General features: G+C 65.2%; 23 protein-coding genes. 2 read left to right on the top strand and 21 right to left on the bottom strand.

Annotation, left to right across the window (positions count from 1 at the left end):
- Both CA236_RS13725 and CA236_RS13720 read right to left on the bottom strand, forming a co-directional pair.
- The coding region (locus CA236_RS13725) for a helix-turn-helix transcriptional regulator (protein WP_164518943.1) at positions 1 to 260 on the bottom strand (260 nt) is incomplete at its 3' end.
- A gap of 749 nt (positions 261 to 1,009) precedes the next feature.
- Positions 1,010 to 1,189: a hypothetical protein gene (locus CA236_RS13720; protein ID WP_125946002.1), complete on the bottom strand. Its 180-nt coding sequence runs from the start codon at positions 1,187 to 1,189 to the stop codon at positions 1,010 to 1,012.
- Between the two features lie 34 nt (positions 1,190 to 1,223).
- Between CA236_RS13720 and CA236_RS13715 the strand changes: the two genes are divergently transcribed.
- Both CA236_RS13715 and CA236_RS13710 read left to right on the top strand, forming a co-directional pair.
- A complete protein-coding gene (locus CA236_RS13715) occupies positions 1,224 to 1,493 on the top strand; it encodes an HU family DNA-binding protein (protein WP_125946001.1) in 270 nt (89 codons plus the stop codon).
- Between the two features lie 637 nt (positions 1,494 to 2,130).
- On the top strand, positions 2,131 to 2,367 hold the full coding sequence (locus CA236_RS13710; RefSeq protein ID WP_125946000.1) for a hypothetical protein: 237 nt from the start codon (positions 2,131 to 2,133) through the stop codon (positions 2,365 to 2,367).
- A gap of 3 nt (positions 2,368 to 2,370) precedes the next feature.
- Here the strand turns inward: CA236_RS13710 and CA236_RS13705 are convergent, their stop codons facing one another.
- From CA236_RS13705 to traL, 19 genes are read right to left on the bottom strand one after another with little or no spacing between them, the layout of a single operon-like run.
- Positions 2,371 to 5,661: a conjugal transfer protein TraG N-terminal domain-containing protein gene (locus CA236_RS13705; protein ID WP_125945999.1), complete on the bottom strand. Its 3,291-nt coding sequence runs from the start codon at positions 5,659 to 5,661 to the stop codon at positions 2,371 to 2,373.
- Positions 5,662 to 5,676: 15 nt separating this feature from the next.
- A complete protein-coding gene (locus CA236_RS13700; protein WP_206430575.1) occupies positions 5,677 to 7,116 on the bottom strand; it encodes a conjugal transfer protein TraH in 1,440 nt (479 codons plus the stop codon).
- Complete coding sequence (traF, locus tag CA236_RS13695; protein WP_125945997.1) at positions 7,116 to 7,976, bottom strand: conjugal transfer protein TraF; 861 nt, start codon at positions 7,974 to 7,976, stop codon at positions 7,116 to 7,118. The genes CA236_RS13700 and traF overlap by 1 nt, the downstream gene beginning before the upstream one ends.
- Position 7,977: 1 nt before the next feature.
- Entirely contained in the window at positions 7,978 to 8,340 is a 363-nt protein-coding gene (locus CA236_RS13690; protein ID WP_164518942.1) for a hypothetical protein, read from the bottom strand.
- A gap of 2 nt (positions 8,341 to 8,342) precedes the next feature.
- A complete protein-coding gene (traN, locus tag CA236_RS13685; protein WP_241212662.1) occupies positions 8,343 to 10,343 on the bottom strand; it encodes a conjugal transfer protein TraN in 2,001 nt (666 codons plus the stop codon).
- A 41-nt stretch (positions 10,344 to 10,384) separates the two neighbouring features.
- Positions 10,385 to 11,128: a type-F conjugative transfer system pilin assembly protein TrbC gene (gene trbC, locus CA236_RS13680; protein ID WP_125946007.1), complete on the bottom strand. Its 744-nt coding sequence runs from the start codon at positions 11,126 to 11,128 to the stop codon at positions 10,385 to 10,387.
- A gap of 8 nt (positions 11,129 to 11,136) precedes the next feature.
- Positions 11,137 to 12,150 carry a conjugal transfer pilus assembly protein TraU gene (gene traU, locus CA236_RS13675; protein ID WP_125945995.1) on the bottom strand — a complete coding sequence of 338 codons (1,014 nt, stop codon included), beginning with the start codon at positions 12,148 to 12,150 and terminating at the stop codon, positions 11,137 to 11,139.
- On the bottom strand, positions 12,147 to 12,470 hold the full coding sequence (locus tag CA236_RS13670) for a hypothetical protein (RefSeq protein ID WP_206430574.1): 324 nt from the start codon (positions 12,468 to 12,470) through the stop codon (positions 12,147 to 12,149). Before CA236_RS13670 ends, traU begins: the two co-directional genes overlap by 4 nt.
- Positions 12,467 to 13,114, bottom strand: a complete 648-nt coding sequence (traW, locus tag CA236_RS13665; protein WP_125945994.1) for a type-F conjugative transfer system protein TraW — start codon at positions 13,112 to 13,114, stop codon at positions 12,467 to 12,469. Before traW ends, CA236_RS13670 begins: the two co-directional genes overlap by 4 nt.
- On the bottom strand, positions 13,111 to 13,704 hold the full coding sequence (locus CA236_RS13660; protein ID WP_125945993.1) for a S26 family signal peptidase: 594 nt from the start codon (positions 13,702 to 13,704) through the stop codon (positions 13,111 to 13,113). The genes traW and CA236_RS13660 overlap by 4 nt, the downstream gene beginning before the upstream one ends.
- Positions 13,688 to 14,332, bottom strand: coding sequence for a TrbI F-type domain-containing protein (locus CA236_RS13655; RefSeq protein ID WP_125945992.1), 645 nt, complete (start codon positions 14,330 to 14,332; stop codon positions 13,688 to 13,690). The genes CA236_RS13660 and CA236_RS13655 overlap by 17 nt, the downstream gene beginning before the upstream one ends.
- Positions 14,325 to 14,711, bottom strand: coding sequence for a hypothetical protein (locus CA236_RS13650; protein ID WP_125945991.1), 387 nt, complete (start codon positions 14,709 to 14,711; stop codon positions 14,325 to 14,327). Before CA236_RS13650 ends, CA236_RS13655 begins: the two co-directional genes overlap by 8 nt.
- A complete protein-coding gene (gene traC / locus CA236_RS13645; RefSeq protein WP_125945990.1) occupies positions 14,708 to 17,248 on the bottom strand; it encodes a type IV secretion system protein TraC in 2,541 nt (846 codons plus the stop codon). The genes CA236_RS13650 and traC overlap by 4 nt, the downstream gene beginning before the upstream one ends.
- A gap of 4 nt (positions 17,249 to 17,252) precedes the next feature.
- Complete coding sequence (locus tag CA236_RS13640) at positions 17,253 to 18,011, bottom strand: conjugal transfer protein (protein ID WP_125945989.1); 759 nt, start codon at positions 18,009 to 18,011, stop codon at positions 17,253 to 17,255.
- The gene (locus tag CA236_RS13635) at positions 18,008 to 18,814 is read right to left on the bottom strand and encodes a DsbC family protein (RefSeq protein WP_125945988.1); all 807 of its coding nucleotides are present in this window, start codon (positions 18,812 to 18,814) and stop codon (positions 18,008 to 18,010) included. Before CA236_RS13635 ends, CA236_RS13640 begins: the two co-directional genes overlap by 4 nt.
- A 34-nt stretch (positions 18,815 to 18,848) precedes the next feature.
- The gene (locus CA236_RS13630) at positions 18,849 to 20,168 is read right to left on the bottom strand and encodes a TrbI/VirB10 family protein (RefSeq protein WP_125945987.1); all 1,320 of its coding nucleotides are present in this window, start codon (positions 20,166 to 20,168) and stop codon (positions 18,849 to 18,851) included.
- Positions 20,165 to 20,977: a type-F conjugative transfer system secretin TraK gene (locus tag CA236_RS13625; protein WP_125945986.1), complete on the bottom strand. Its 813-nt coding sequence runs from the start codon at positions 20,975 to 20,977 to the stop codon at positions 20,165 to 20,167. Before CA236_RS13625 ends, CA236_RS13630 begins: the two co-directional genes overlap by 4 nt.
- A complete protein-coding gene (locus CA236_RS13620) occupies positions 20,974 to 21,549 on the bottom strand; it encodes a type IV conjugative transfer system protein TraE (RefSeq protein WP_093068084.1) in 576 nt (191 codons plus the stop codon). Before CA236_RS13620 ends, CA236_RS13625 begins: the two co-directional genes overlap by 4 nt.
- 1 nt (position 21,550) lies before the next feature.
- On the bottom strand, positions 21,551 to 21,835 hold the full coding sequence (traL, locus tag CA236_RS13615; protein ID WP_093068081.1) for a type IV conjugative transfer system protein TraL: 285 nt from the start codon (positions 21,833 to 21,835) through the stop codon (positions 21,551 to 21,553).
- Positions 21,836 to 21,859 lie beyond the last annotated feature (24 nt).

The raw sequence follows: 21,859 nt of genomic DNA, 5'->3' as shown, positions 1-21,859 counted from the left end.
TAGGCAATGTGCGTCGCTGCCGACACCCGGCCCGAAACGATGACGCCTTCCATGCTGTCCGCGAAGTCCGGGTCGAAGTCCTTAGGGCTGCAACCAAGCGCTTCGGCCAGCTTCACGATAGAGGCGCTCTTGGGTATCTGGTGGCCATTGGCCCAGCGACTGACTGAGCGCACATCGCACTGGATTTTTTCGGACAGCTGTTTTTGGCTGGCCCCACACGCCTTCATTTTCTTACGAAAAAGTTCCGCCTTGAATGCCATGTCACATCTTCCTCTGTGTGGTACGATGCCAGTGGTACGGCGGTGTGAAGGTCATTTTAAGATGGTCAATTTTGTCCTGTTTTTCAGATGTAAGAGGGTAATATCTTGGATGTCTGCAAATCCGCATTGAGAAAGGACAAAATTTACGACAATTAGGGATCCGGTTAGTTCGATCGAAATTCGCGCAAATTAACCGTACACGTTGACGACCAATCGGGCTGTTTGAGGTGGCCCCCTAAATGACCTGACAGGGTCTCACTCTTGGATAAGAGTGAGGCATATGACTGAGCATACGACCATGCGTTACACCGATGGCGAGGCTTGGTCCGGCACTGGCTTTCCCGATTGGGAAGGTTCAGGGAGACGGCTGACGGTCGCAAGGCGCGCCGGACGGCAGGGAAATAGCCGTTTTCCCAAAATATGTTCCCGATTGCTCATTCCCGAAATGGCCAGTTGGAGACGGAGAAATGGGACGATCCGGCCCGTGAAATGAACCCGCCTTTGACATCCGCCCGGAGCGGATAATGTGAGCAGCCATGTCCGATTGCGAGCAGCCCCGGATGATGGCGAGCACGCTGGCAGCTAATTTGAGCAGGATGCTACCCGCCAGTGGCAGAGAGCGTGAGCAGAAAAACCGGCTGTTTGCGAGCAGACGCCGCTACGATTGCAAGCGCCTACACCTACCGCGGCCGAGCGCTCCGCGATCTCTACGAGGATCCCAGGCTCGCGCGGGAGCGACTGCTCGGACGTCAGTAGTCGAGGTTGCGCTGCTCCATCTGCGCCGCTGCCAAGTCGGCTACGGGGCCATAGCCGCCAGAAAGGTCGTAGATCCGGATCACGGCCTTGTCGTCCAGCCACTCGACCATCTGCCGGACCGCGGCCGCATTCGCTTCGTCGAGGACCATGGTTGCCTCACCTTCGCCGCTCATTATGGTCCCCCGATCAACAGGGAGACAGCTTACCATGAACACGAGCGACCTTGCCAAGAAGATTGCGTCCACCACCGAGTTGTCGGAAGCCAAGGTGAAGGCGACAATCCAGGCCTTGTTCAGCGAGATCGCGGACGCAGCCGGGCGAGGCGAGGAGACGTCCATTCCCGGTTTCGGCAAGTTCTCGGTCAAGGACCGTCCGGCGCGGCAGGGTCGAAATCCGGCCACGGGGCAGCCGATGGAGATCGCGGCTTCGAAAAAGGTCAGCTTCACCCCCGCCAAGGGGCTCAAGGACAAGCTGTGAGATTCGAGGGAGGGCGGCCAGGATCGCCCTCCAAGGGATGCGCGAGATGATCGCTTGCCTGATAATCGGCGACAGCACTGGCGTCGGCACCGCCGCGGCCCTCGCCGCGCAGGACATTAGATGCGAGGTGCGCGCCCAGGTCGGAGTATCATCTGCTACCGCTCTCGCCAGGCAGGCGGGAGCGACGGCCGCCAGCCACGTCCTCGTGGCGGTCGGATCGAACGATCCGACGAACCCCAGTCTTCGCTCGAACCTCCTCCGCCTACGACGCCAGCTCGCAAAGCCTCGAGTGACCTGGCTGGCTCCCTACAGTCCGATCGCGGCCGAGGCTGTCAGGTCCGTTTCGGTGACCTATGGCGACGCGGTTATACCGCTTGCAGGATTCGCTTCTCGCGACCGGATTCATCCGACCAACTATGCCCCGGTTGCCCACGCGATCGGATGGCAGAGCCCGCAGGCAAGACAAGTCCCGACAGTCGCCGCGGCGAAAAGGGCGAAGGTTCCGCAGCGGAGAGCAGTGGTCCTATCCTTTTAGGTTGATTCGGAACCGTTTTTGCATTTCCGAGCTTCAAGCAGGACACAAGGTGTGCTATATTGATATATAACACCTTGTGGCCTGCTTTCGGGAGTGACGATCATGACTGATTTCGACAGCTTCCGATCAGATCGGATAGGGCCGACCGCTCCGTCGTCGCCATTCCCGAGCACGGCTTACTACGTCAACCCCGAGAACATGTACGATCTTAGCACTCCTCGGGGGCGGGAGCTGATGCAGGAGGTTTACCCAGCCGCGGGGTCGAGCCGCAATGCGACTCGATCACCATTGCTGATCATCTGCATTGTTGCGTTCATGCTCTTCGTCTTCCTGAGCTAACGCTCAGTCACGTAGTTCATGTCTCCTGGGATCGACCGGGGCTCCATCCTTCCAGAGTTCATAATGAAGGTGAGGCCCGGTCGCCCGCCCACTGCTTCCGACCTGGCCTACGACTTCCCCTGCCGACACCTTGCTGCCAACCTCGAGGTCGGAGCGGTTCTGCATGTGGAAGTACTTGCTCTCCGAGCCGTCTGCGTGCCCGAGCACCACGTAGTTGCCCGCACCATTCGCCTGGAAGTCGTTTCGCAGCACCGTCCCGGACGCCGGAGCGCGGATTTCGGTTCCTGCGGCAGCGGCGATGTCGACGCCGTTGTGATGGTCAGGCCTGCCTGTGATCGGATGTATGCGAGTTCCCATGTTCGACCGGATCTGACCGGAGATCGGGAGAGTCGCCCGCTCACCTGATGGTAGGGCGGCTACGTGGCTGCCGATCCCGAGATGGTCGGCCGCCCATGTGCCTACTTGGTCGAGGGCGCGTCCGCCGGCATCGCTGATATTGCGTACCGTTGGCCCGATGATCGGCGCCGTACCGAGGAGTGACCTGCCGTTTCGGTCTTCGACATAAGCGCCAAGCGCAACACCGCGGTCCTTGGCATCGTCGACCTCATTACCGAGACCAAGCGCCGCCGAGGTGATCCGGGCTGAACCGCCTGGGATCGCTTCGGCGACCTCAGTAGCAAGTGCCGTGTCACGAGAGCTCGCCCTGACAGAAACATCGGGACCTTGACCCTCGATTGCATTGGCACGCCGGTCGGCCCACGCCTGTACACCTGCACCGGTCGTGATCGCCGGTCCTGTCAGATGGTTTGTCAGGTGCTCAGGCACATCGATACCAAGCTCCTGTCGTACGTCCTTGACCTTCTGATCCATGAAGTCGTTGAGCAGGATATCGCGAGCTTGTGCCTGCTCGCGGGTCCGCGGCATCACCATGCTCGGGTGCCAACCTGCAGCCGCAAGGGTGGGGTCTTCGAGCAGGCGCTCGGTCGCGTAGGTGACGAACTCCTGTGTCTCGTTCCTGTTGAGGCTATACCCGCGGGATGCGGCCTCTCGGACGTCATGGCTGACACGGGAGTAGGCTTCTTCGGCCTGCGACGCCTCGAGGGAGGCGGATCGCGACTCGTTCAGGCTAACTCCCAGCCGGCGGGAAAGTGATTGGATACGGCTGTCACCGCTCGTGCTTGTTTCCCGCATGAAGTCGTCGCGAGCATTGCGGGATTGTGTCGTGTTAGTCTCGCGCCTGAGATAGTCGTTGAAGTCGCTGTAGGCCTGCTCAGCTGTTACCGTTCGACCGGTGGTTTCAGACGCGATCGTCGCGAGGCGGGCACCAATCTCTGCCTTGCCCTTCACGTCGAACTTCTTGAAAATATCGGCTGCGGCGGAAAGGCCGGCATTTGCGTCGCCGGAGGTCTGCGTCGCGCGCGCGATGTTGTCGCTGTCGGCTTCGCTCAACCCGGTCCGCCTCTGAATACCCTGCGATATGCTGCGGGTGACCTCTGTCATAGCAGCGACGCTATTGTTGAAGCCGGAACCGGTCTCGGTCGAACTTCCAACCCGGTGTTCCGCAGCATTGAGCAGCTCGGTGCCCGTTGTCGCGGTTGCCTGCCATGACTGCGATGCGGCCGCGCGTACCTGCTGAGTGTGATTCTGTCCTTCCGAGAGGGCGCGGCTCATCTGCTGGTCGAAGCCAGCCGTCCTCGAAGGGGTGAATGAAAGGCTCGAGATACCTTGCCGGGTGTCGTACGCATTGCCGCCGTCCGCGAACCCGTAGGTGATACCGCCGTCGGCATTGGTGAAGGTGCTGACGCCGAACCCTGAATTGTATTTGGGCTGGTCATCCCACTTGTTCGCCTGGGTCATGTTCGACGTCAGGTTCTGGAACGAGGTGTTCCCGTAGGAGTAATTTCCGGTCGTGCGCTCGGTCGCCGCCTGCTCCGCGGCGTTCTGCGCCGGCATAAGCATCGAGGTCGCCTGGCCCGCGATCGCCATGGCGCCGCGCGCCATCCCGGCCGCAAGGAACGGCACACTCATCATGAGGAAGCCGGCCAGCGTCGAGATGTCGGTGTTGACGCTGTCGATGCCGTCCATGATCAGCAGCGTGGGGCCGCTAGGGGCGACGGCGTGGTAGGCGTTCGCAGCTCGGCTCATCACGAACATGTGGAGGATGACGTAAAGCGGCCCCCACGATGCGAGATAGAAGAACCCGACCGCATACCCCTTGAGCGTGGAGACGCCAGTTCGCGGAAAGAGGAAGAGGGGAAACAGGACGGGGAACATCGCGTAGAAAACAACGGTCAGCACGATGCCGAGGAGGGGCACCCACGTCATCGCCTGTTGGGCGATCGAGGTGTAGGTGTTCTTGGCCTGAGCGTCCGCCCGCTGGGAGGCGTAGGCGTCCCATCCAGCGTCGGAGAAGCTCTCGCGCGCCTGCAGGAAAGCATCGATCGTGGAGACCTGCTTGAGGTAGGAATAGGCGTCGGTCGCTGAGCCGTGCATGTGCGCGGCGACGATCGGCAGATCATCCCTCATCTTCTGTGCCGCGACGGTGTCGACGAGCTTGGGATACGCGCCCCGGGAGAACGGCAGGATGTCCTTCTCGATCTCGGCATTGAAGGTCGCGTCGAGACGGCTGTAGGCCTCGTTGCACGGAATGATGCTGGACTCGGTCGTGCCGGCGCCGGTCGACGTGATCCACTTCTGGCTCCGAGCCGGGCTGCCCGGGGCCATCGCCGCCCACACGTTGTTCGACCGGGTGAGCGTGTCCATCGACTTGAAGCCGAGAAGCACGTCATAGAACACGCACTGCTTCATCTGCTCGTCGAGGTTGGCTCGGAACACGCTGTCGGTGATCTGGAAGCTGCGCGCCTTCTCCAGCAGCCGCGCTCCGTAGATCATGCCGTTGTTGGACAGCGCGACGGCGTTCGGCATCACGAACACCGTCTCGGCCTGCCTCGTCATCCAGTCGCCGATCTGGCTGGTGAACGACGCCATCACGCCGAGGCCCAGCGGTACGTTGTCAACTACCGACGGGCCGAGGCTGGGATCTATCCGATCGGTGACCTTCACGGTGACCGTCGGCACCATCAGCATCATGTAGATGGCGGTCGACTGGAGGAACCAGTTCAGCCAGGCCCGCCAGTCGAGGCTGAAGGCGACGACGCACAACGAGTACGCCAAACCCATCACCATCACGACCCGGAGGAGCGAGCGATACCCGCCGCCCCCGGTCCACGCCGCGACGGCGTTCAGGACATTAACGACGTATTCGCCGCCACCGATCGTGAAGACTTCGAGCATGGAAGCCGTTTCCTCTTACCGGAGACCCTGCGCCGACAGTCCCCGGCCGAAGCGGAGAGAGGCGGTCATCTGCGGGCTCATGGTGTTCTTGAGCGTGGACTCGAGCATTTGGGTCTTCTGAATGACCTGGAAGGTCTGGCTCAGCTGAGCCTCCATCTTGCGGCTCTTGTTGGCGAGTTCGGTCTTCACGGTGTCGACCTGATGCCGCCACGTCTTGAACTCGTCCGTGCTGATGAACCGTGCGCCACTCTGCGCCCGCGACACCACGTCGAGCATGCGGTCGATCTGCGACATCAGAAGCTCGATCGCGATGATCTCGGACAGGCTCGCCTTGTCGGAAGGCGACATGCCGAAGTGTGCCGCCTCGTCGACCACCAGGATCTTATAGAGCGGGATGCTCGTCATCCCGAGAAGGCTGATCTCCTCGCCGGTCAGCGCCGTGTTGGTGCGGATCTTGTTGCTCATGCTGTCGACCATCTTGGCGACGCGGGTCCGGAAGGCCTGGTCAGCACTCACCGTCAGGGTCGCTGTCCTGGGATTGAGGCAGCCAAGGTCGTTGGTGGTGTCGCACTGCAGGATCTGCGTCGGCGCAGTCGCGGAGCCGTCCAGCAGGGTCTGATACATGTCCCAGCTGGCGGGCGCGATGAAGCGGAAGCCGCCCATGCTGTCGCCCACCTTGGTGGAGTCATAAATGATGGTGCCGACCATCGTCATCAGAAACTCGGCGTAACTCTCGGATGGCTTCGTCGCGCTCTTCGACATGAGCGCGTACCAGGTGTAATTCTTGCTCTGCACGAGCTCGGCCTCTGCCCCGCCGGCCGCGATCGTGCCCTCACGCTCGCCCTTGTTGGTGCAGCCGTGGCGCGAAGCCGCCGCGTCCGAGAAAAAGCCCTTGGACGTGCCGACCTGCTGGCAGATCGTCGAGCTGGCGCCGTCCATCGCCGGCCAGATTTCACCAATCGCCTGCTGTGCGGCCTCGCAGCTCGACATGTTGAAGGCGTTCAGCTGCTGCGCGCGCTGGCTCATGTCCTTCATCACGCCGCCGATCTGCGCGGAGATGCTGTCGATCGCGAGCTGGAACGCGAAGCCGATCGCGTTGTTGGCCGTCGCCTTCAGCATCGCGACCATCTCATCCGCGTTGATGAAGCTGAAGCTGCCGGCGAACAGGTCGATGCCGCCACAGCCCGCGCGCGCGCTGGGGAGCTGGACGGTGACGGGGTTCACGGTCTTGTTCGGGAAGCGGCTCCAGAGGCTTCCGCCCGAGTAATAGCCCGCGGCCTGTCCGTTGAACGCGCTCGGCCCGGTCACATTCGCGGCGCTGCCGGCCGAGTTGAAGTAGCTGTTCATCTCCGCGCCGACGTCCGCCATGGCGGGCGTGGCGACGAGACCGCCGAGGGCCAGGATCATGCTGACTTGCGCGATCACGGCCGCGCAGAAGCGAAGTAGCGAGCGCATCAGAAGTCACTCCCGGGTTCGACGCTGGTGAGGGTGAAGATGCGGTCCATCACCTCGTCCGCCGCCATCATGCCGTAGCCGATCGGCATCGGACGCTTGGTGACGGTGTCGAAGAGGACCAGGGCGGGAACCTGCTGGCCATGCATGCCCATCGCCCGGTACTGGCCGGTGTCGACCGTGAAGTTGGGGAACGCCTTGGACGGGCCGCCATCGAGCGAAACCGCCATGACGGTCAGGCCGAAGCGGTCGGAGACGCTCCGCATGATCGGCCCGAACACCTCACACGCCGCACACGCCGACGAGTAGAAGTAGAACACGCCGTAGCGCTTCGAAATCGAGCCCAGCACGCGGTTGCGGTCGGCCGTCCGGTTGTCGAGCCAGGTCCGCTTGCCCAGCTGGTTCACCGGCCGCTGCAGCGTGTAGTCGAGCTCGGGGTTCTGCCAGATCGTTCGACGCCACATGTCGGCAAACGACGACGCCCTGTTCAGCTGCTCACGCTGGAAGGCGATATAGGCCGAGACGTTCTCCGTGGTGGGCTCGAGGATCGCGCGCGCCTTCATCTCCTCCAGCTGCTTCGAGATCGCGGCGAGCTGCTCGGCCGAGGATTGCGACGGGTTCGCTGCCCTCTGATCCGAGGGCTTGGCCTTCGGCTTCTCGCAGTAGAACCACTCACCCAAGCGGCGCTCGCGGCAGTAGAAATCGTCGCCGGCCTGTTCGGCGCCTTGCGACGCTTCGACCTGCGGCGCCTCGCCGGCGTCCTGCACGGACACGGAGTCGGAGAGCTGGGCATTGGCGGACGCGATCGGCGCTCCGGACACGGTGAGCGACAGGATCAGGGCGAGGGTCAGCGAGGCGCGCATATCAGAGGCCTTTCGAGTGCATGAGATCGTGGAGCGACGGATCCTTCATCGCCATCAGCTTGACGAGGTCGTAGCCAAGGATCCGGAAGAGCATGCCGTAGAGCGTCGTGACCGCGTCTCGGGCACTGATATCGGGGGTGAGCATCCCGCCCGTGTGGGTGAGATAGCCCACGCGGCTAAGGCGCCCGATTGCGGGCTGAATGTCGTCCAATCCGAGCGTGATCCCGAACCACTCACCCAGAGTCGGCAGAAGGAATGGCGCCGGGTGAGGCCCGACGCGGCAAAGCGCCGTCAGGACCGCAAACTCGACCACCGAGAGGTCCGTCAGCTTACGCCGGTGATCATAGCGAACCGCGTCAACCATCATCATGGCGCCTTATGCGTGTCGTAGTAGGCCTTGATCCGCTCCTGGATCTGCTTCGACGTCTCGATCTCGTCGGGCAGCTTCGCGGCGTCGGTGAACTCCGCGTACACCTCCGAAAAGTCCATCACGGACAGGTCGAGATGCGAGAACTCGTCGAGCGTGAACCCCTTGCAGGTCTCGCTCTTCGGCTTGCCCCAAGGCTTGCCGATCTGCGGGCGGCCCTGCTCCTGCAGGATGCGAGACAGCTTGCTCTCGAAGCAGCAATAGGCGTCCTTGGACGTCACACAGATGCCGAGGACCTTGTCCGAGCAGTAGCTGCCCAGCTTGTGGCAGAGGCCCTTGTCGTCCTTCTGGTCGAGCGCCTTCTCGGCCGAGCTGCAGAGCCACGGCGTCAGCAGGGGGACGCCCTTGCCCGAGCAGCAATTCGACGCGCCGAAGATCTTCTTGTTGCAGGTCTCGCGGGTTCCGGAAAACAGCGTCAGCGTATCGGGATTGAACTCGGCGTTCGCCTGGCCGAGCACGTGCAGCCCGACCGCGGCGTCCTTGAACTCCGTCGACGCCTCCCGCTCAATCGGCTCGCAGTCGCCGTTGATGCAGTAGACATCGTCGCCGCAGATGTACTTCTCGGTGCCGTCGCTCGGCTTCGCGGGCAGCGGGCACTTGTAGACCTTGCTGGTGACCTGGCACGGGCCGACCTGCGGATCGTCGAGGCACTCGTCACGCACATAGGTGCATTTGCCGTCGTTCTCGAGGTCCGAGCAGTCGGACGCCTGGGACACGCGCTGACAGATGAAGGGGCGTGTCCAACGCCAGCAAGACTGGGTCACCGCGACGCCGTCGATGATGCGCGTCTCAGGCCCCTCCGTGCAGACCTCCGGACCCTGGGCGACGCAGGTCGCGTCGTTCACCAGCGCGGGGCAGGTGCCCTCGTTGCGGGTCACGGTGACGCTGTTCGACCCTTCGGTCTTATACCACACCGTCCCGGTCTTGTAGTTGGTGTGTGCCGGGATCTCGGCTGGCGGAATCGCCGACGAGCAGGAATAGAGCTGCGCGGTGCCGGACAGCTTGCCCTTGCACCATTTGCGATAGCCCTCGACGTCGGTGCCGCCTCCGCCCAGCTCGATCTGCGCGTCGCACAGGTGCATCGCGACAGGCTCAGCGCGGCAGATGCCGGCACTCACCTTGGCTTGCATGACAGAGTTCTTCGCGAACCCGTTGCCTTCGTTCTTGTCCGGCGCGCCGAAGTAGAAGTACCGAAGCGTGTTCACCACGGTCGGGTCCATCTGGCCCGTGCAACTCATCGGTGTTTCGGTGACCTTGGCGCCCTTGTTGCAGGTGGTCTCGTAATAGTCGGTCGAACCCGGCGCCGGCAGCGGCTTGCAACTGCCGTCGGCCGCGCCGAGCGACTGACCCGACAGGAAGCTGTTGGGATCTTTCTCGATGTCGCGCGCACCGGCCAGGTCGCCGGGTGCGAGCGTCACGACCTTTCGCGACGGATCGGTTACCGTCATCCATGCGTCGTTCCCGCCCGCTGCAGAAGCGCCTGCCGTGGTCAGCCCATCGGGATCGTCCGCATAGACGGTTCCCGGCTGCGTCGCCGCCGAGTAGCCGGGAATAGTGCTGGCGAGATCCGTGCCAGTGGGAAGCGCGGCGGCCGACTGCCTGCCCGGTGTCGCCAATGCCTTCGCATCGGCCTTTGCCTTGGCGAGATCGCCCTTCGGATAGACGTAGGGCGCCCCCGCCATGGCTGCGGTCGGCGCTGCAACAGGCGCGGAAGGGGAGCCGGATGGGGCGGGCGACACGACCGGCACCGATGGCGCCGGCGTGACGGTGGGCGCGCTGGGCTTGGATGGCGCGGGTTGGGGGGTGGGAACGGTAGGTGCGGTCGGGCCGACCTGGGGCTCGTTGAAGTAGGTGTAGTCCTTCAGGTCATAGTAACCGCCGTCCTGGACCTGCTGGCGCTGCTGCTGCTGCGCGTGCAGCACCCCTTGCGCTGCCAGCACGCAGGCGATCGCGACGACAAGGTTGCGCCCCCCCGCCATCGTCAAGGCGTCCGGCCGAGGTTGGCGAGCGCAGTGCGGGCCATCAGCGCGCCTGGGCCGTTCTCCTGGGCGAAGGTCTCCAGCGCGTAGCGGACGGTCACGTTGCCCACCATCTGATCGAAGGGCGGTGGCTCCGACCGGCATGTCAGGCCATCACACGGCGTGAAGTCCGTCGACGACACGACATAGGTCGGAACCGCGGTCACGTTGAACGCCCGGAACAGCCGGGGGTCGATTCCGATCGAGGCGAACTGCTGCTGCTTCTCGACCACCTTGGACAGGGCGGCAATGAACGCCTTGCCCGAGTTGCCAGGGAAGCCGCGGAACACCACGACGCCCCCAGCGGCCGAGGTTTCCGCGATGATCCGCTTCAACGCCTGTTCCGGCATCGACGTCGAGACGAAGACCATAAACTGCGGCGCGGTGCCGCGGTTGTCGCGCATGTTGGTCGACGCCGCCTCGATCATCTCGTCAAAGTCGACCGCACCCGCAGGTCCCTTCGGGAGGCTGGCCTTGTCGATCGTCCGCAGCTTCTCGAAAGCGACCGACCGAACAGTCTCGGCGTCCTGGCGGAAGGCGTCACCGCGACGCTCGACCTCGGCCGACAGCGCGCGCGCGTCCGCCTCCATCGTCGCGGACCGCGCCCTGATCGCGTCCAGGTTGAGGCCTTCGACGGTCTGACCAAGCACGGCACATCCGGTGCCCAGAGTGGCGAGGCCCGCAACGGTGAGGAGGAGTTTTCGCATCATCGTCCTCACAGCATGCAGCAGTTGCGCTTGCGCCAGAGCAAGTAGCCGAAGTCCTCGCCGCCCACCGGATAGTGGCGGCCAGCATCTGGCGGCAGCGTGGACGCGCCGATCGGCGAGCAGGCGTACTTGCCGTTTACCGTGGGCGTCGGATTGGTCATCTGGATGCGATACTGAGACTTCTTCAGGATCGGCATGATGTACTTGTTGCAGAGCGCCTTGGACCCGGCCGTGCCCCAAGCCAGGCCTTGACGGTGCATCTTGAACAGCAGCCGCTCGGCCGCGAGCCGCGACGACTGGACGGGCGAGTTATGCGCCGCGATGTTGCCGTTCATCGGGAACATCGACCCGTTGCAGCCGTCGCACCAGAACATCTCGTCGATTGGCAGCTTGGCGGTCGCCGCCGCGCAGTCCCCGGCACATGCCGCAACGGCGATCGGGTTGTTGAACAGGGCGACTTCAGGGTTGATGATCGTCGTCAGGACGTCGTCGTTCCAGAGCGGATCGATCTCGGTCATGTATGCGATATCGAAGGAGGTCTGCTCGAAGCAGGCGAAGTCCGTCAGGATCTCCATCCAGTAGAGCAGCGGATAGACGTAGTAGTGGGCCTGCCAGTTCGCGGAGTTGGCGGTGCGGCCGCCAAGCATCTGCGGTCCGGTGTACTGGCCCTGTCCGATGTCCAGACCCGGGTTCAGCCGAAGGCCACCCAGGTTGGGGAAGCACCACGGCTTGGTGGTGACGTCGACCATCCGGGCCGGCTCCCAGAAGCCGATCGCGATGCCGATGCGCGGCACAGGCGACCCGCACGCGCAGACGGGCAGGGCAGGGTTCTTGGTGTCCGGCCGGCTGCCCGGCCAGATCGGTAGTCCGCCCACCGAGAGCGGAAACAGGCACGACCAGCAGATGTCCGTGATTGGGTTCACGAACTTGCCCGTGCAGTTTGACGGGATCGCCGCGGCCGGTGTCGGCAGCGCCGCTAGCGCGAACACGAACGCGAGCATGGCGAGGAAGCGGCGGATCATCGCGCGGCCTGCATGAGTTGGGCATCGTCCAAGCCAGGTTCGGCCTCCGCACGGTCGCGGACCAGGGCGTCCAGGTAGCTCTCGTCCGCGCGATTCTTCCGCACGACGTAGATCGGCACGAGGATCGCGAGCGCGATCAGCAGACCCGCGATGGAGCCACCGGCTCCCGCGCCCAGCGCCGCGCGCAGCGGGCGGAGCAGGACGATCGAAAGCGCTAGGGCGCACGCGATGAGAAGCACCGACATACGCAGCATGCGGAGCCCCGGGGTTTCCGGCGCCGCCATCGGCGTCTTCAGGAAGTCGAGCCAGAACCCGTTCATGACGTCGCTCCCGGCAGCTCGATCTCACTGACCCTCAGCGCGTCGCCTGCAGGGGCCACCACCGCAGGCACATGCGCGATACCGAAATGCCCGGTGAGCTTGCCTTGCTGGTCGAAGAAGAAGCGGCGCTTCTTCTCGCCCATGCGGTTGAAGGGCGACCCGGCCACGAAGATGATCTTGGCCGCCGTCGCGCTCCAGCGCTTGGTCGCCCATTCGACCTGAGCATCGTCGCGCCCGTCGATGAACACCAGGTCGGTCTTCATGCTGACGAACGAGAGCGGGTTTACCCGCTGACCGGCCGGCGCGATCAGCCGACCCTTCTGATCGCGGATCTCCTTCTCCAGCACGATTGACGGGTCGAAGGTCCAGCTCCGCGCCTCGCGCACGGCGCCGATCCCCGCGACCGGCAGGGGATTGCGGACCCGATCCTCTGCCTTCGCGGCAAGCGCAGCCTGCATCCGTGCGACGCTGCCGTTCGCCTGCATCGCCTTCAGCTTGGCGTCGATGGTCGACAGCAGGTCGGGCTCCGCGATGCCCCAGGTCTGGCCCATCACGCCGTGGTCGCGGGCGAGCGCCGCGCGAGCGAAGGGGTAGAGGGAGCTGCCGGCGACGAGACAGCCGAGGATGAGCGCGCGCCGGATCACAGGATGGGCGTCCCGCTGCCGAGCAGCTGCTTGCGGCACGCAAAGCCGATCTCGGCATAGCGGCTGTCAAAGCCGTCGGGATGGGGCGTGCCGACATAGAAGCACCCGTCCGGAATGCGCCCGACCGGCCCGGGCGTCAGGACCTCGCCATCGCGCGAGCGCGGCTTCATGTGCGCGACCCGGACGCCGTTGACGCTGACCCACGACCCGTCGTGGGCAACGACGTCACCGGGCATGCCGATCACGCGCTTGCCGAACGGACCGGAATCGGGACCGAAGTGGCGCCGCACGAGCGCGTTGTCGGGCGGCACGAAGAAGACGTACTCGCCCTTGGCCGCGCTTTTGCCCTTCTCAACGAAGAACGCCCAGTTGGGCAGGCTCTCGCTGGCGTTGATCATGAACGCGTGGTTCTCGCGCCAACCGCTGATCGCATTGTAGCTGGCCATGACGAACGCGAGCAGCGCGACTGCACCCCACTGACGGAGCCGCTTGCGGCCGAGGGAGGGCTGCCCATCGCCGGAGGCCCGGTTGGTCGACGTCGGCAGGACGAAGAGCTCGCCCTGCAGGACACCCTCAGTTCGGGATGCCATTGCTGCCTCCGGCCAAGCCCGGCGCCGCGGCGACCGGGGCGGCGCCGAACGGCGACGGCTGCGCTGCCGCCATCGCTGCGGGCGGCTGGAGCGGCGCGGCCGGCATCGGCGCGACGGCGCCCACCTGCGGAGCAGCTGCCGGAGCAGCGGCCGGGAGCGGGACCTTGGCATACACCGCCTTGCGGACCTGGTCGGTGATGTCCGGCACGTTCTTGGAGAGGACGGCCTCACCCACGAGGACGGTAGTGCCCTTGGCGCCGACCGCCTTCAGCTCCTCCTCGATCGCGGCCATGAAACGCGCGGTCTGCTGGGTCACTGCCTCGGGCGTCCCGTTGCTGTGGCTCTGCGCCTGGACATACTCGGTCACCAGCGCCTCGAGGCGGACGCTGGCCATCGGAACGGGAGGCGGGGCGCCGGCGATGTTCTTGGTCACCCAGGCTGCCCAGAGCAGCACCACGACGGCGAGCGCAGCAAGCGCCCAGGTAATAGGCGGCAGGCCCTCCTTGCGCTTCTGAGCGGTGCGGGGACGGCTCGGGGCCGGCGTGCGCGGCGAGGACGGCACCGCATCCGGAACGGGCGTGGCGATCGCCGGTGCGGCCAGGGGAGCTTGGTCGAGGACATCAGCCATGGGGACGGCCTTTCGTGAACGCGAGGATGGTGAGGAGCAGGCGACCGCGGGCGAGCGCGACGAGTGCGAAGGTGATCGCGCCCACGACGTGAACCTGCCCCATGAAGGTCGAGCGCCGGACCTCGTCGGCCGCGACGAAGCGCGTGCCGAGGTTCGCGACGTGCGAGAAGAAACCGATCGGGGTGAAGTCGCCGATCATCATGAAGAAGAGGACCAGCACGCCCAGCGTCGCCAGCGCGGTCATCATCAACCAACCCGAGAGGCGAAGCGCGACGTAGCTGGTGTCCGCAACCGCTCGTCCAAGATGGTGCCGCCATCCGTGTCCGGTCTGGCGTGGCGCGACGCTGCGGCCGAAGCCGTCGTGCGAGATCGCGTTCATTCCGCGGCCTCGACATACTGCTCGGGGAAGGCGACCCGCTCGATCGCCTCGTCCATCGAAAGCCCCTGCTCGATCAGGTGCTCGATCGCGGCGAAGGTCTGCGGGCTCGACGAGTAGAGCGTCGCCGAATACTTATCGAGGACGAGCCGACCGACAGCTTGGCTGTCTGGACCCTTGATCATGATGTCGGAATATTCGGCGCCGTTGCGCTTCAGCGAGCGCAGCAGGCTCTCCGTATACGGGTCCATGTCGAAGCGGCCGTGCTTCTGGAAATCGGAGATCGTGTCCGGCTTCTGCATGAGGATGACGGACCAGTCGCTGTTCTCCAGCGCCGCAAGGCTCCCTTCCGACTTGTAATAGTCGTTGAGGCTCTGGGTCGCGGTGATCAGCGACGCACCGTACTTGCGGCACGTGCGGCTGTAGGTTTCCACGAAGTCGGCCATCGAGCCGCCGCGCAGCATCTGCCACGCCTCGTCGATGAGCAGCGCCTTGGGGATCTGGCGGTCCATGCGCCGCATGGTCTGCGATGACAGGAACATGATCGCGGTCAGGACGACCGAGCGGAGCTCCTCGCGGCTCGACAGGTCGGACAGCTCGAACACCGTGAGGGCATTCGACATGTCCACCGAGGCGGCGCCCTGGAAGAACTTGCCGTAGGTGCCGCTGGCCGAGAAGGGGAACATGGCGATCGCCAGGTCCGCTCCCTGTGGCGTCCCATCGTCGCGCAGCGCGGCGACCACGTCATCAACCGACCCGTGCCGGCCTTTCGCCTCCCACACCCGGTTGACGGCGCTGTCGATCAGGCCGCGCTCGGTGTCGTTGAGCTTGTCGATGTGACGGCCCATCTGCCCGATGATCGACTTCAGCATCGCGAGCGCGTCGACCAGATAGTCCTCGTCGGACGCCACCAGGGACTCGTCAATCATCGAGAACGGGTTGAGGCTGAAGCCGTCGCGGAGCCGGAACTCTACGAAATTGCCGCCCAGGCTCTTGGCCATGTGCTCGAAGGATCGGCCGTCGTCGATCACGATGATCTTGGCGCCGACGCCGGCGAAGGCCGCGCACAGCTCCTGCAGCGCGACCGACTTGCCCGAGCCGGACTTGCCGAACACCGCCACGTTGTGATTCCCGGCTTTATTTTCGAAGGGCGACCAGAAGAAGGGTTGGCCGCGACGCCCGACGAACATCAGATGCGGAAGCGACCCGCCAAGATACTCGCCCTGGATCGGAAGCATGTTCGCGGCCGTGCTGGTCAGCATGGTGCGGAGGCGCTTCATGCGCTTGAGGTCGGAGTCGAGCCCGTTCCCCAGCGTCATCGGCAGGCACGACATGAAAGCCATGATTTGCAGGAACCGCTCGTCGAGCAGGTCCCATCCGGCCGCCTTGTACATGGACTTGAGCGTACGCTCGTTGGCGTCGCCCGAGCCCTTCGGGCTGATGATCCCGACCGTGTAGTAGGCTTGCACCAGCTTCTTGCCCAGCCGAAGCTCGGAGCTCACATGCTCCCACTCGCGGCTTTGGTCCTTCAGCTGCGGCAGCAGGCGCGCCGATTTGCTGTCGGCCAGGCTCGACGTCCGCATGAACTTGTAGTTGGCCTTGGACGACGCGGCCTGCTCGTCCTGGTAGCACAGGCACAGCGAAGTGAGTGTCGGGCAACCCGGGCGGAGCTTGTCGGAGAACATGTCTCCAATGACCTTCTGGACGTCCCACGGCGCCCAGCGGTTGGGGAAGTTCCGCACCGAAAAGAACCGGTAGTCGAACGTGTCCGGCCGGATCTCCTCGTAGTGGGTCTCTCCCGACAGGTTCGTCACCGCGCGCAGCGGCTCGACCGACACCAGCAGCCGGTCGGCCTGCACCACCGTCTGGACGTCGCGCCGGACGCACTGGTCGGCGATCGGGTCGTACTCGGAATATTCCGACGCATGATCGGTGACGTCGAACGCCGGCGCGGTGATGTCGTCGATCAGGCTGATCAGATCGACCGGGCCGAGACGGCTCGACGGGACGTTGATCGACTGGAGCGTTGAGACGACGCTGTCGCGGACCGCGGTGAGCTCCGCCGGGGTGGCCTTGCCGTTGGCGATCGAGACCGAGAGGAAGATGCGGTGATTGCGGACGTGGAAGGGGCCGTCCTTCGACATCGTGAACCAGGCGCCCGAGCGTAGGAACGCGGAGCGGTGCTCGGCGATCTTGCGATGCACACCACCGGCCGAGAAGCGGGGCAGGGCGTAGCGCGCGATGATGCTGCCGACGCGCGGGCTCTGAAAAGCGAGGATCTGGACCCGCGCGCCGGCCGGAATGTTCTCCGACAGCATCTGCGCCATGATCTCGCCGGTTCGCTCGTCCGCGCCCATCAGCGGGGCGACTTCCAGCGCGAAAGCGATCGAGTCCGTCTGGTAGAAGATCTCCGACTTGCGGTCGAAGCTCCGATAGGGGAGCCATTGCGAGAGCATCGGCGCTCCGTGGGACGGCGTGCCCTGGTCAGGCCCGCGAGTGTCCCCGAGGAGCCGGGACATGAAGCCTGACTTCGCCGCCATGGTCTCAGTTCTCCACGGAAGGATTGAAGGACGCCGGACGATTGGCAGGGGCGGTTGAGGCGAGGCGCGATCCGGAGGGCTCGCCACCGCCTGCCTGGGCCGTGGCCGCCGGGGAGGGTTTCGACGCCGTGCGCGCCTTCGCTCGTGCGGCTGCGACGGCGCCCACCGTCGGAGCGGACGCCACGGCCGTCGCAGCGGGCTGCGGCGTGGTCTCAGCCGCCGACACCTCGCGCGCCTGCTCGGGGATCGGCGTTCCGAGCTGCGACAGGATCTCGGGGCTGACGTTCAGCGTGCTGGTGGCGGCCAGACCGGGTCCATGGCCGTTCGTCGCGGCGAGCCACTGGCCATTGTCGACCATCGCCTGGACCACGCTGGTCTCGTGGAAGCGGCCGAGCGCGTCGACGTGCGCCGGGAATACGATGCGGAGGACCTTCTGGGGCGACATCGCCGCGGGCGCACTCGACGCGAACGCCACCCGCTGGGGGGCGGCGCGTTGCGCCGGGACCGTAAACGGACCCGCGGGCTGGAAGCTCGTATCGCCGGTGATCTCGAGCAGCGCCTTGTCGTCGATGACCGTCGCCGGCGCGCAGCTGCCGCCCTCGGGCGCACCGCAGGCGAAGCTGCCCTTGATGTTGGTGCCGAAGGTCGTGCAGCTCGACAGGACCATGAGGCTTGCCGTGGCGAGGACGCCGGCGAGCCGCATACGGCGCGGACGGTAGTCGGCCACCGGGCAAGCCGGGAGGCGGATCACTGCATTCTTCATGATTTGGCTCCTTTCAGCCACTGCGCGAGGACCGCCTTCGGCTTGAACCCCTCGATCACCGCACCATCGGAGCGGACGATCACGGGGGTGCCGTTCAGCCCGTGCGCCCGCGCGAACGCCTCATTCTCGTCGAGACCGCTGGTGTCGCACTTCGGCCCGGGACGGATGGGGTCCTGGGCGTAGGCGGCGCGCACCGCGGCGTGCCGGTCCCGCGCGCACAGCACCTGGTCCGCGATCTCGCGGCTCCCGAGCACCGAGATCGGCCGCTCGATCACCTTGACGTTCATGGTCTCCAGCGCCTGGCTCAGCGCCCTGCAGTAGCCGCAGTGGAAGTCGGAGAAGACGGTGACGGTCTGCGGGCCGCTGCCCCACGTGATCGCGCCCTTGTCCGACAGGCGGGACAGGTCGAGCCGCTGCGCCAGCGCCGGCTGGGCGACGCGGGTGCCTCCTCCGGCTGCCGGCGCCTCGGGGGCCTCTGCCGCGGCGTTGGCCCGCGCCGCGGTGCCGACGAGCATATCGGGGTTGAGCGCGAGGAGCCTCGCCGCGGTGAGGTCCTGGCGGGTCTGCATGTCGTACACGCGGCCGATCACCAGGAAGCGGGCGCTGCGGTCGACGTAGAATAGGTTCTGCCCGGCGACCACCTCGCACAAGCCGTCGACCTTGGAGCAGTCCACCGACGACACCTTGGTCTTTGGGAGGCGCTCCTTCAGCGCGGCCTCGACCTGCGTCGCAGTCGGGGCGGCAGCGCTCCCGGTCAGCATCGCGATGCCGCCGAGCGCTGCCAGGAGTGATCCTTGTGCCATGTCCATTACGCCTCTCGCTCCCGACGCGGCCGGGTCAGTTCTGGATGAAGACGCCTTCGAGGAAGACGATCTCGACGTTGATGCCGGTCGGCATTTCGATGACGGGCTGGTACTGCTCGGCGCGCTCGATCAGGTACTTGCTGACCATGTCAGCCGACTGCGCGACGCCGTTGCCGAGCCCGCCCTGCGCGAGCTCGCCGACGCCGAGCTGCTGGCGCTTGCCGTTCACGACGACGTTGGTGCCATTCAGGATAGCGTCGGTATTGGCGGAGAAGCCGCGCCCGAACCCACCGGCGACGCCGGCGAGGAAGGCCTGCCCCACGAGGCCACCTTCGCGGCTCACCACGCGGCCACGGACACCGGTCTTGCCCGCGAAGGAGATGAACCCCTTCACGTCGGACACGGCATAGCGGCCGTTCGCCTGCGGGCAGGTCATGCGTTGCAGCTTGACGTAGACCTTCTCGCTGCTGAGATCGCCGCGCGCTGCGCCGTTGACGAGGCAGCCCTGAATGCGGGTCGTGAGCAGCTTGCCGTCGCGGTACACCGACCGCGCGGGGCCGGTGATGCGAAGCACAACGGGCAGGGGATCGGTCTGCGACTGCACTCCGGCCGAGGCGTCGACGCCGACGATCACCTTCGCCGTCGCGATCGAGTTCGGCGGAAGGTAGTTGGGACTGTCGGTGTAGCTGGTGCTGCCACCCGAGATCCGCGTCGCGGTGCCGGTCGGGCCGCCCTCGAACGACACCAGCTTGATCTGGCGCGACGAGGCGACCGCGGCCGCGGCCGCTTCACCGGCCGTCATCGGCGCCGACGGTCCGCGATAGTTCTGCGGTCCCATCGGCCCGTACATGGGGGCCGGGACAGGCGCCGGCGCCGGGGCGCTGCGCGCCGCGAGTTGTTGGCGGAGTTGGTCGTTCTCCTGCTGGTAGGCACCCATGACGCGCTGCCCGTCGGACGCCATCGAGGAGTTCTGGCCCTGGAGGGCCGCAACCTGCTCCTGTAGCGCGCGCATCTGCGCCGCCTGGCCGTCGACCGACTTCAGCTGGTTGTTCATCGATTGCATCTGAGCTTCAGACGCGGCCTGCCACTCGCGCTGCGACATGTTCTTGTTGACCATGTCGTCGGTCGCGATCCGGGTCTCCTTGCCGCTCGCGTCGGTGACCAGCTCCGCCTTGTCGTCGTCCATGATGTACCAGGAGCCCAGCACCAGCGCGATCGCGGCGCCTCCCGACATGAGGAGGATCTGCTTTTTTCGGACGGCCTCGTTGCCGGCCATCATCTCGCTGCCGTCGCCATCCTCCGGGTCGGCATCGAGCTGCTTGGGCTTGCGCTTAAAGATGTCTGCGAGGCTCATGGCCGGGCTCCGTTCGCGAGACCGGCAGGCGTGACGATATAGGCCGTCGTCGCCTCACCGGGTTTGAGCTGAGGATTGGCGACGCTCACCGCGATCGCATTGGACGGGGCGATCGTGCCCTCGCCCAGCGAGACGGGCTCACGACCCTTGTTCTCGATCTTGAGCACCCGGCCGGCGAGCGAAGCCCCGCGATACTCCGAGATCATCTGCACCTTGAGCGTGCCGATCATGACGGCATCCATCCGACTCGGCAGGATGTCGAAGCCGTCGAGCGACGCCGACTGGTACATGGCCTGCACCAGCGACGCCGACGCCTCCTGGGGCGTAGCAGCGACCTGGGCGACCTCGGGGCCGTTCTCGCCGACGATGTCCTTGTTCTCGACGAAGACCTGCTGGGCGTCGTCGGCACCGAGACGGCACGCGAACTTGTAGACGTAGCCCTTAGCCGTGGTGCCGAAGAACGACACCCGCGAGCGGGAGAAGCCCTCGGGCACCGACAGGTAGATGTCGCCGCGGGTCGGCTCGTTCACGACGGTGAAGTCGTCGGTCTCCACGCCCGTGGTGAGCTTGGACACGCTGGCGAACCGATCATCCTTGAGGCTGACGCGGGTCAGGCCGCTCTTGGAGACGGTGCAGGCGACCTCGCTGTTGTCCTTGGCGAGCACGCGCTCGTCCGCCCAGGCTGGAGCCGCGAGAGCGACCGCGCCGATGACGATCATGCCAGCGCCGAGGCCGCGCGAGACGAGGCACAGGCGGGAAGCGACAGCGGCACCGCCCGCCATCAGCCCGTAAGCGAAAAAGGGCGTCATGCGTCGCCTCCGTTGGCGGCATCGTCCTTGGTCACCATCCCGAAGCCCTTGAGCTGCAGGGAAAGGCCGCTGTACGCCCAGAAGAAGCGGAAGGTCTTGGGCTCGGCGGTGACCGCCTTCGAGCCGACGACGGTGTGCAGCGTGCCGGAGACCTCGGAAGTCAGCTTCTCGGGGTCGACCTTCATGCTGGAAAGGGTGAAATACTGGCTGATCGAAGAGCCGGACTGCTCGCCGACGATTTTCATCAGGTCGCGCTTGAGAGCGCCGTGCGACTCCGGCGTGGCGATCGCGAGGATCGACTTCATCCAGTAATCGAGGTTCTCGGGGCTACGATTGAGCGCCATCAGCGCCGTGTCGCGCGTGACCATCTCGAGATAATCCTCGGACACGCCGCTCGACGAGAGTGTCAGCGGGGTCCGCACGATCGGCTGGAGGACAATCTCGCGATCGCGGGTCGCTCCGACCAGGAACAGGACCACCACCAGCGCGGCGAGGACCAGGGCGACAATCCCGAGGGTATTGCGCTGCTTGATGACCCGCTGCGACTGCGCGAGCCCGACACTGTAATCCATCTCAGCCCACCATCACGCGAAGGTGGGAAGGCGGTGTCGCCTTAAGACCGGTAAACCCTTGGGGGAGGTGCCAGTAAGCCATGTGGAGAACCCACGAGGAGGCTTTCCCAGCTTTCAGTTTGCGAAAACCCCACCACCCAAGGAGTGAGACCATCAATCCGATCAGGATGTGCTGAGTCAGGATCCCCCAGACGAACGGGATCGCCATCGCGAGGAACTCGTCCAGCGTCCAGAAGCCGATCAGCTCCGGGTCATCCAGATGCGAAGGAATGGTGTACCGGTCCATAAGCGCGCACCGCCCTCCCAGCGG

It is taken from the genome of Sphingomonas sp. ABOLG (assembly GCF_003950435.1).
Lineage (GTDB): Bacteria > Pseudomonadota > Alphaproteobacteria > Sphingomonadales > Sphingomonadaceae > Sphingomonas > Sphingomonas panaciterrae.
This window is presented reverse-complemented; position numbering and strand designations above follow the sequence as displayed.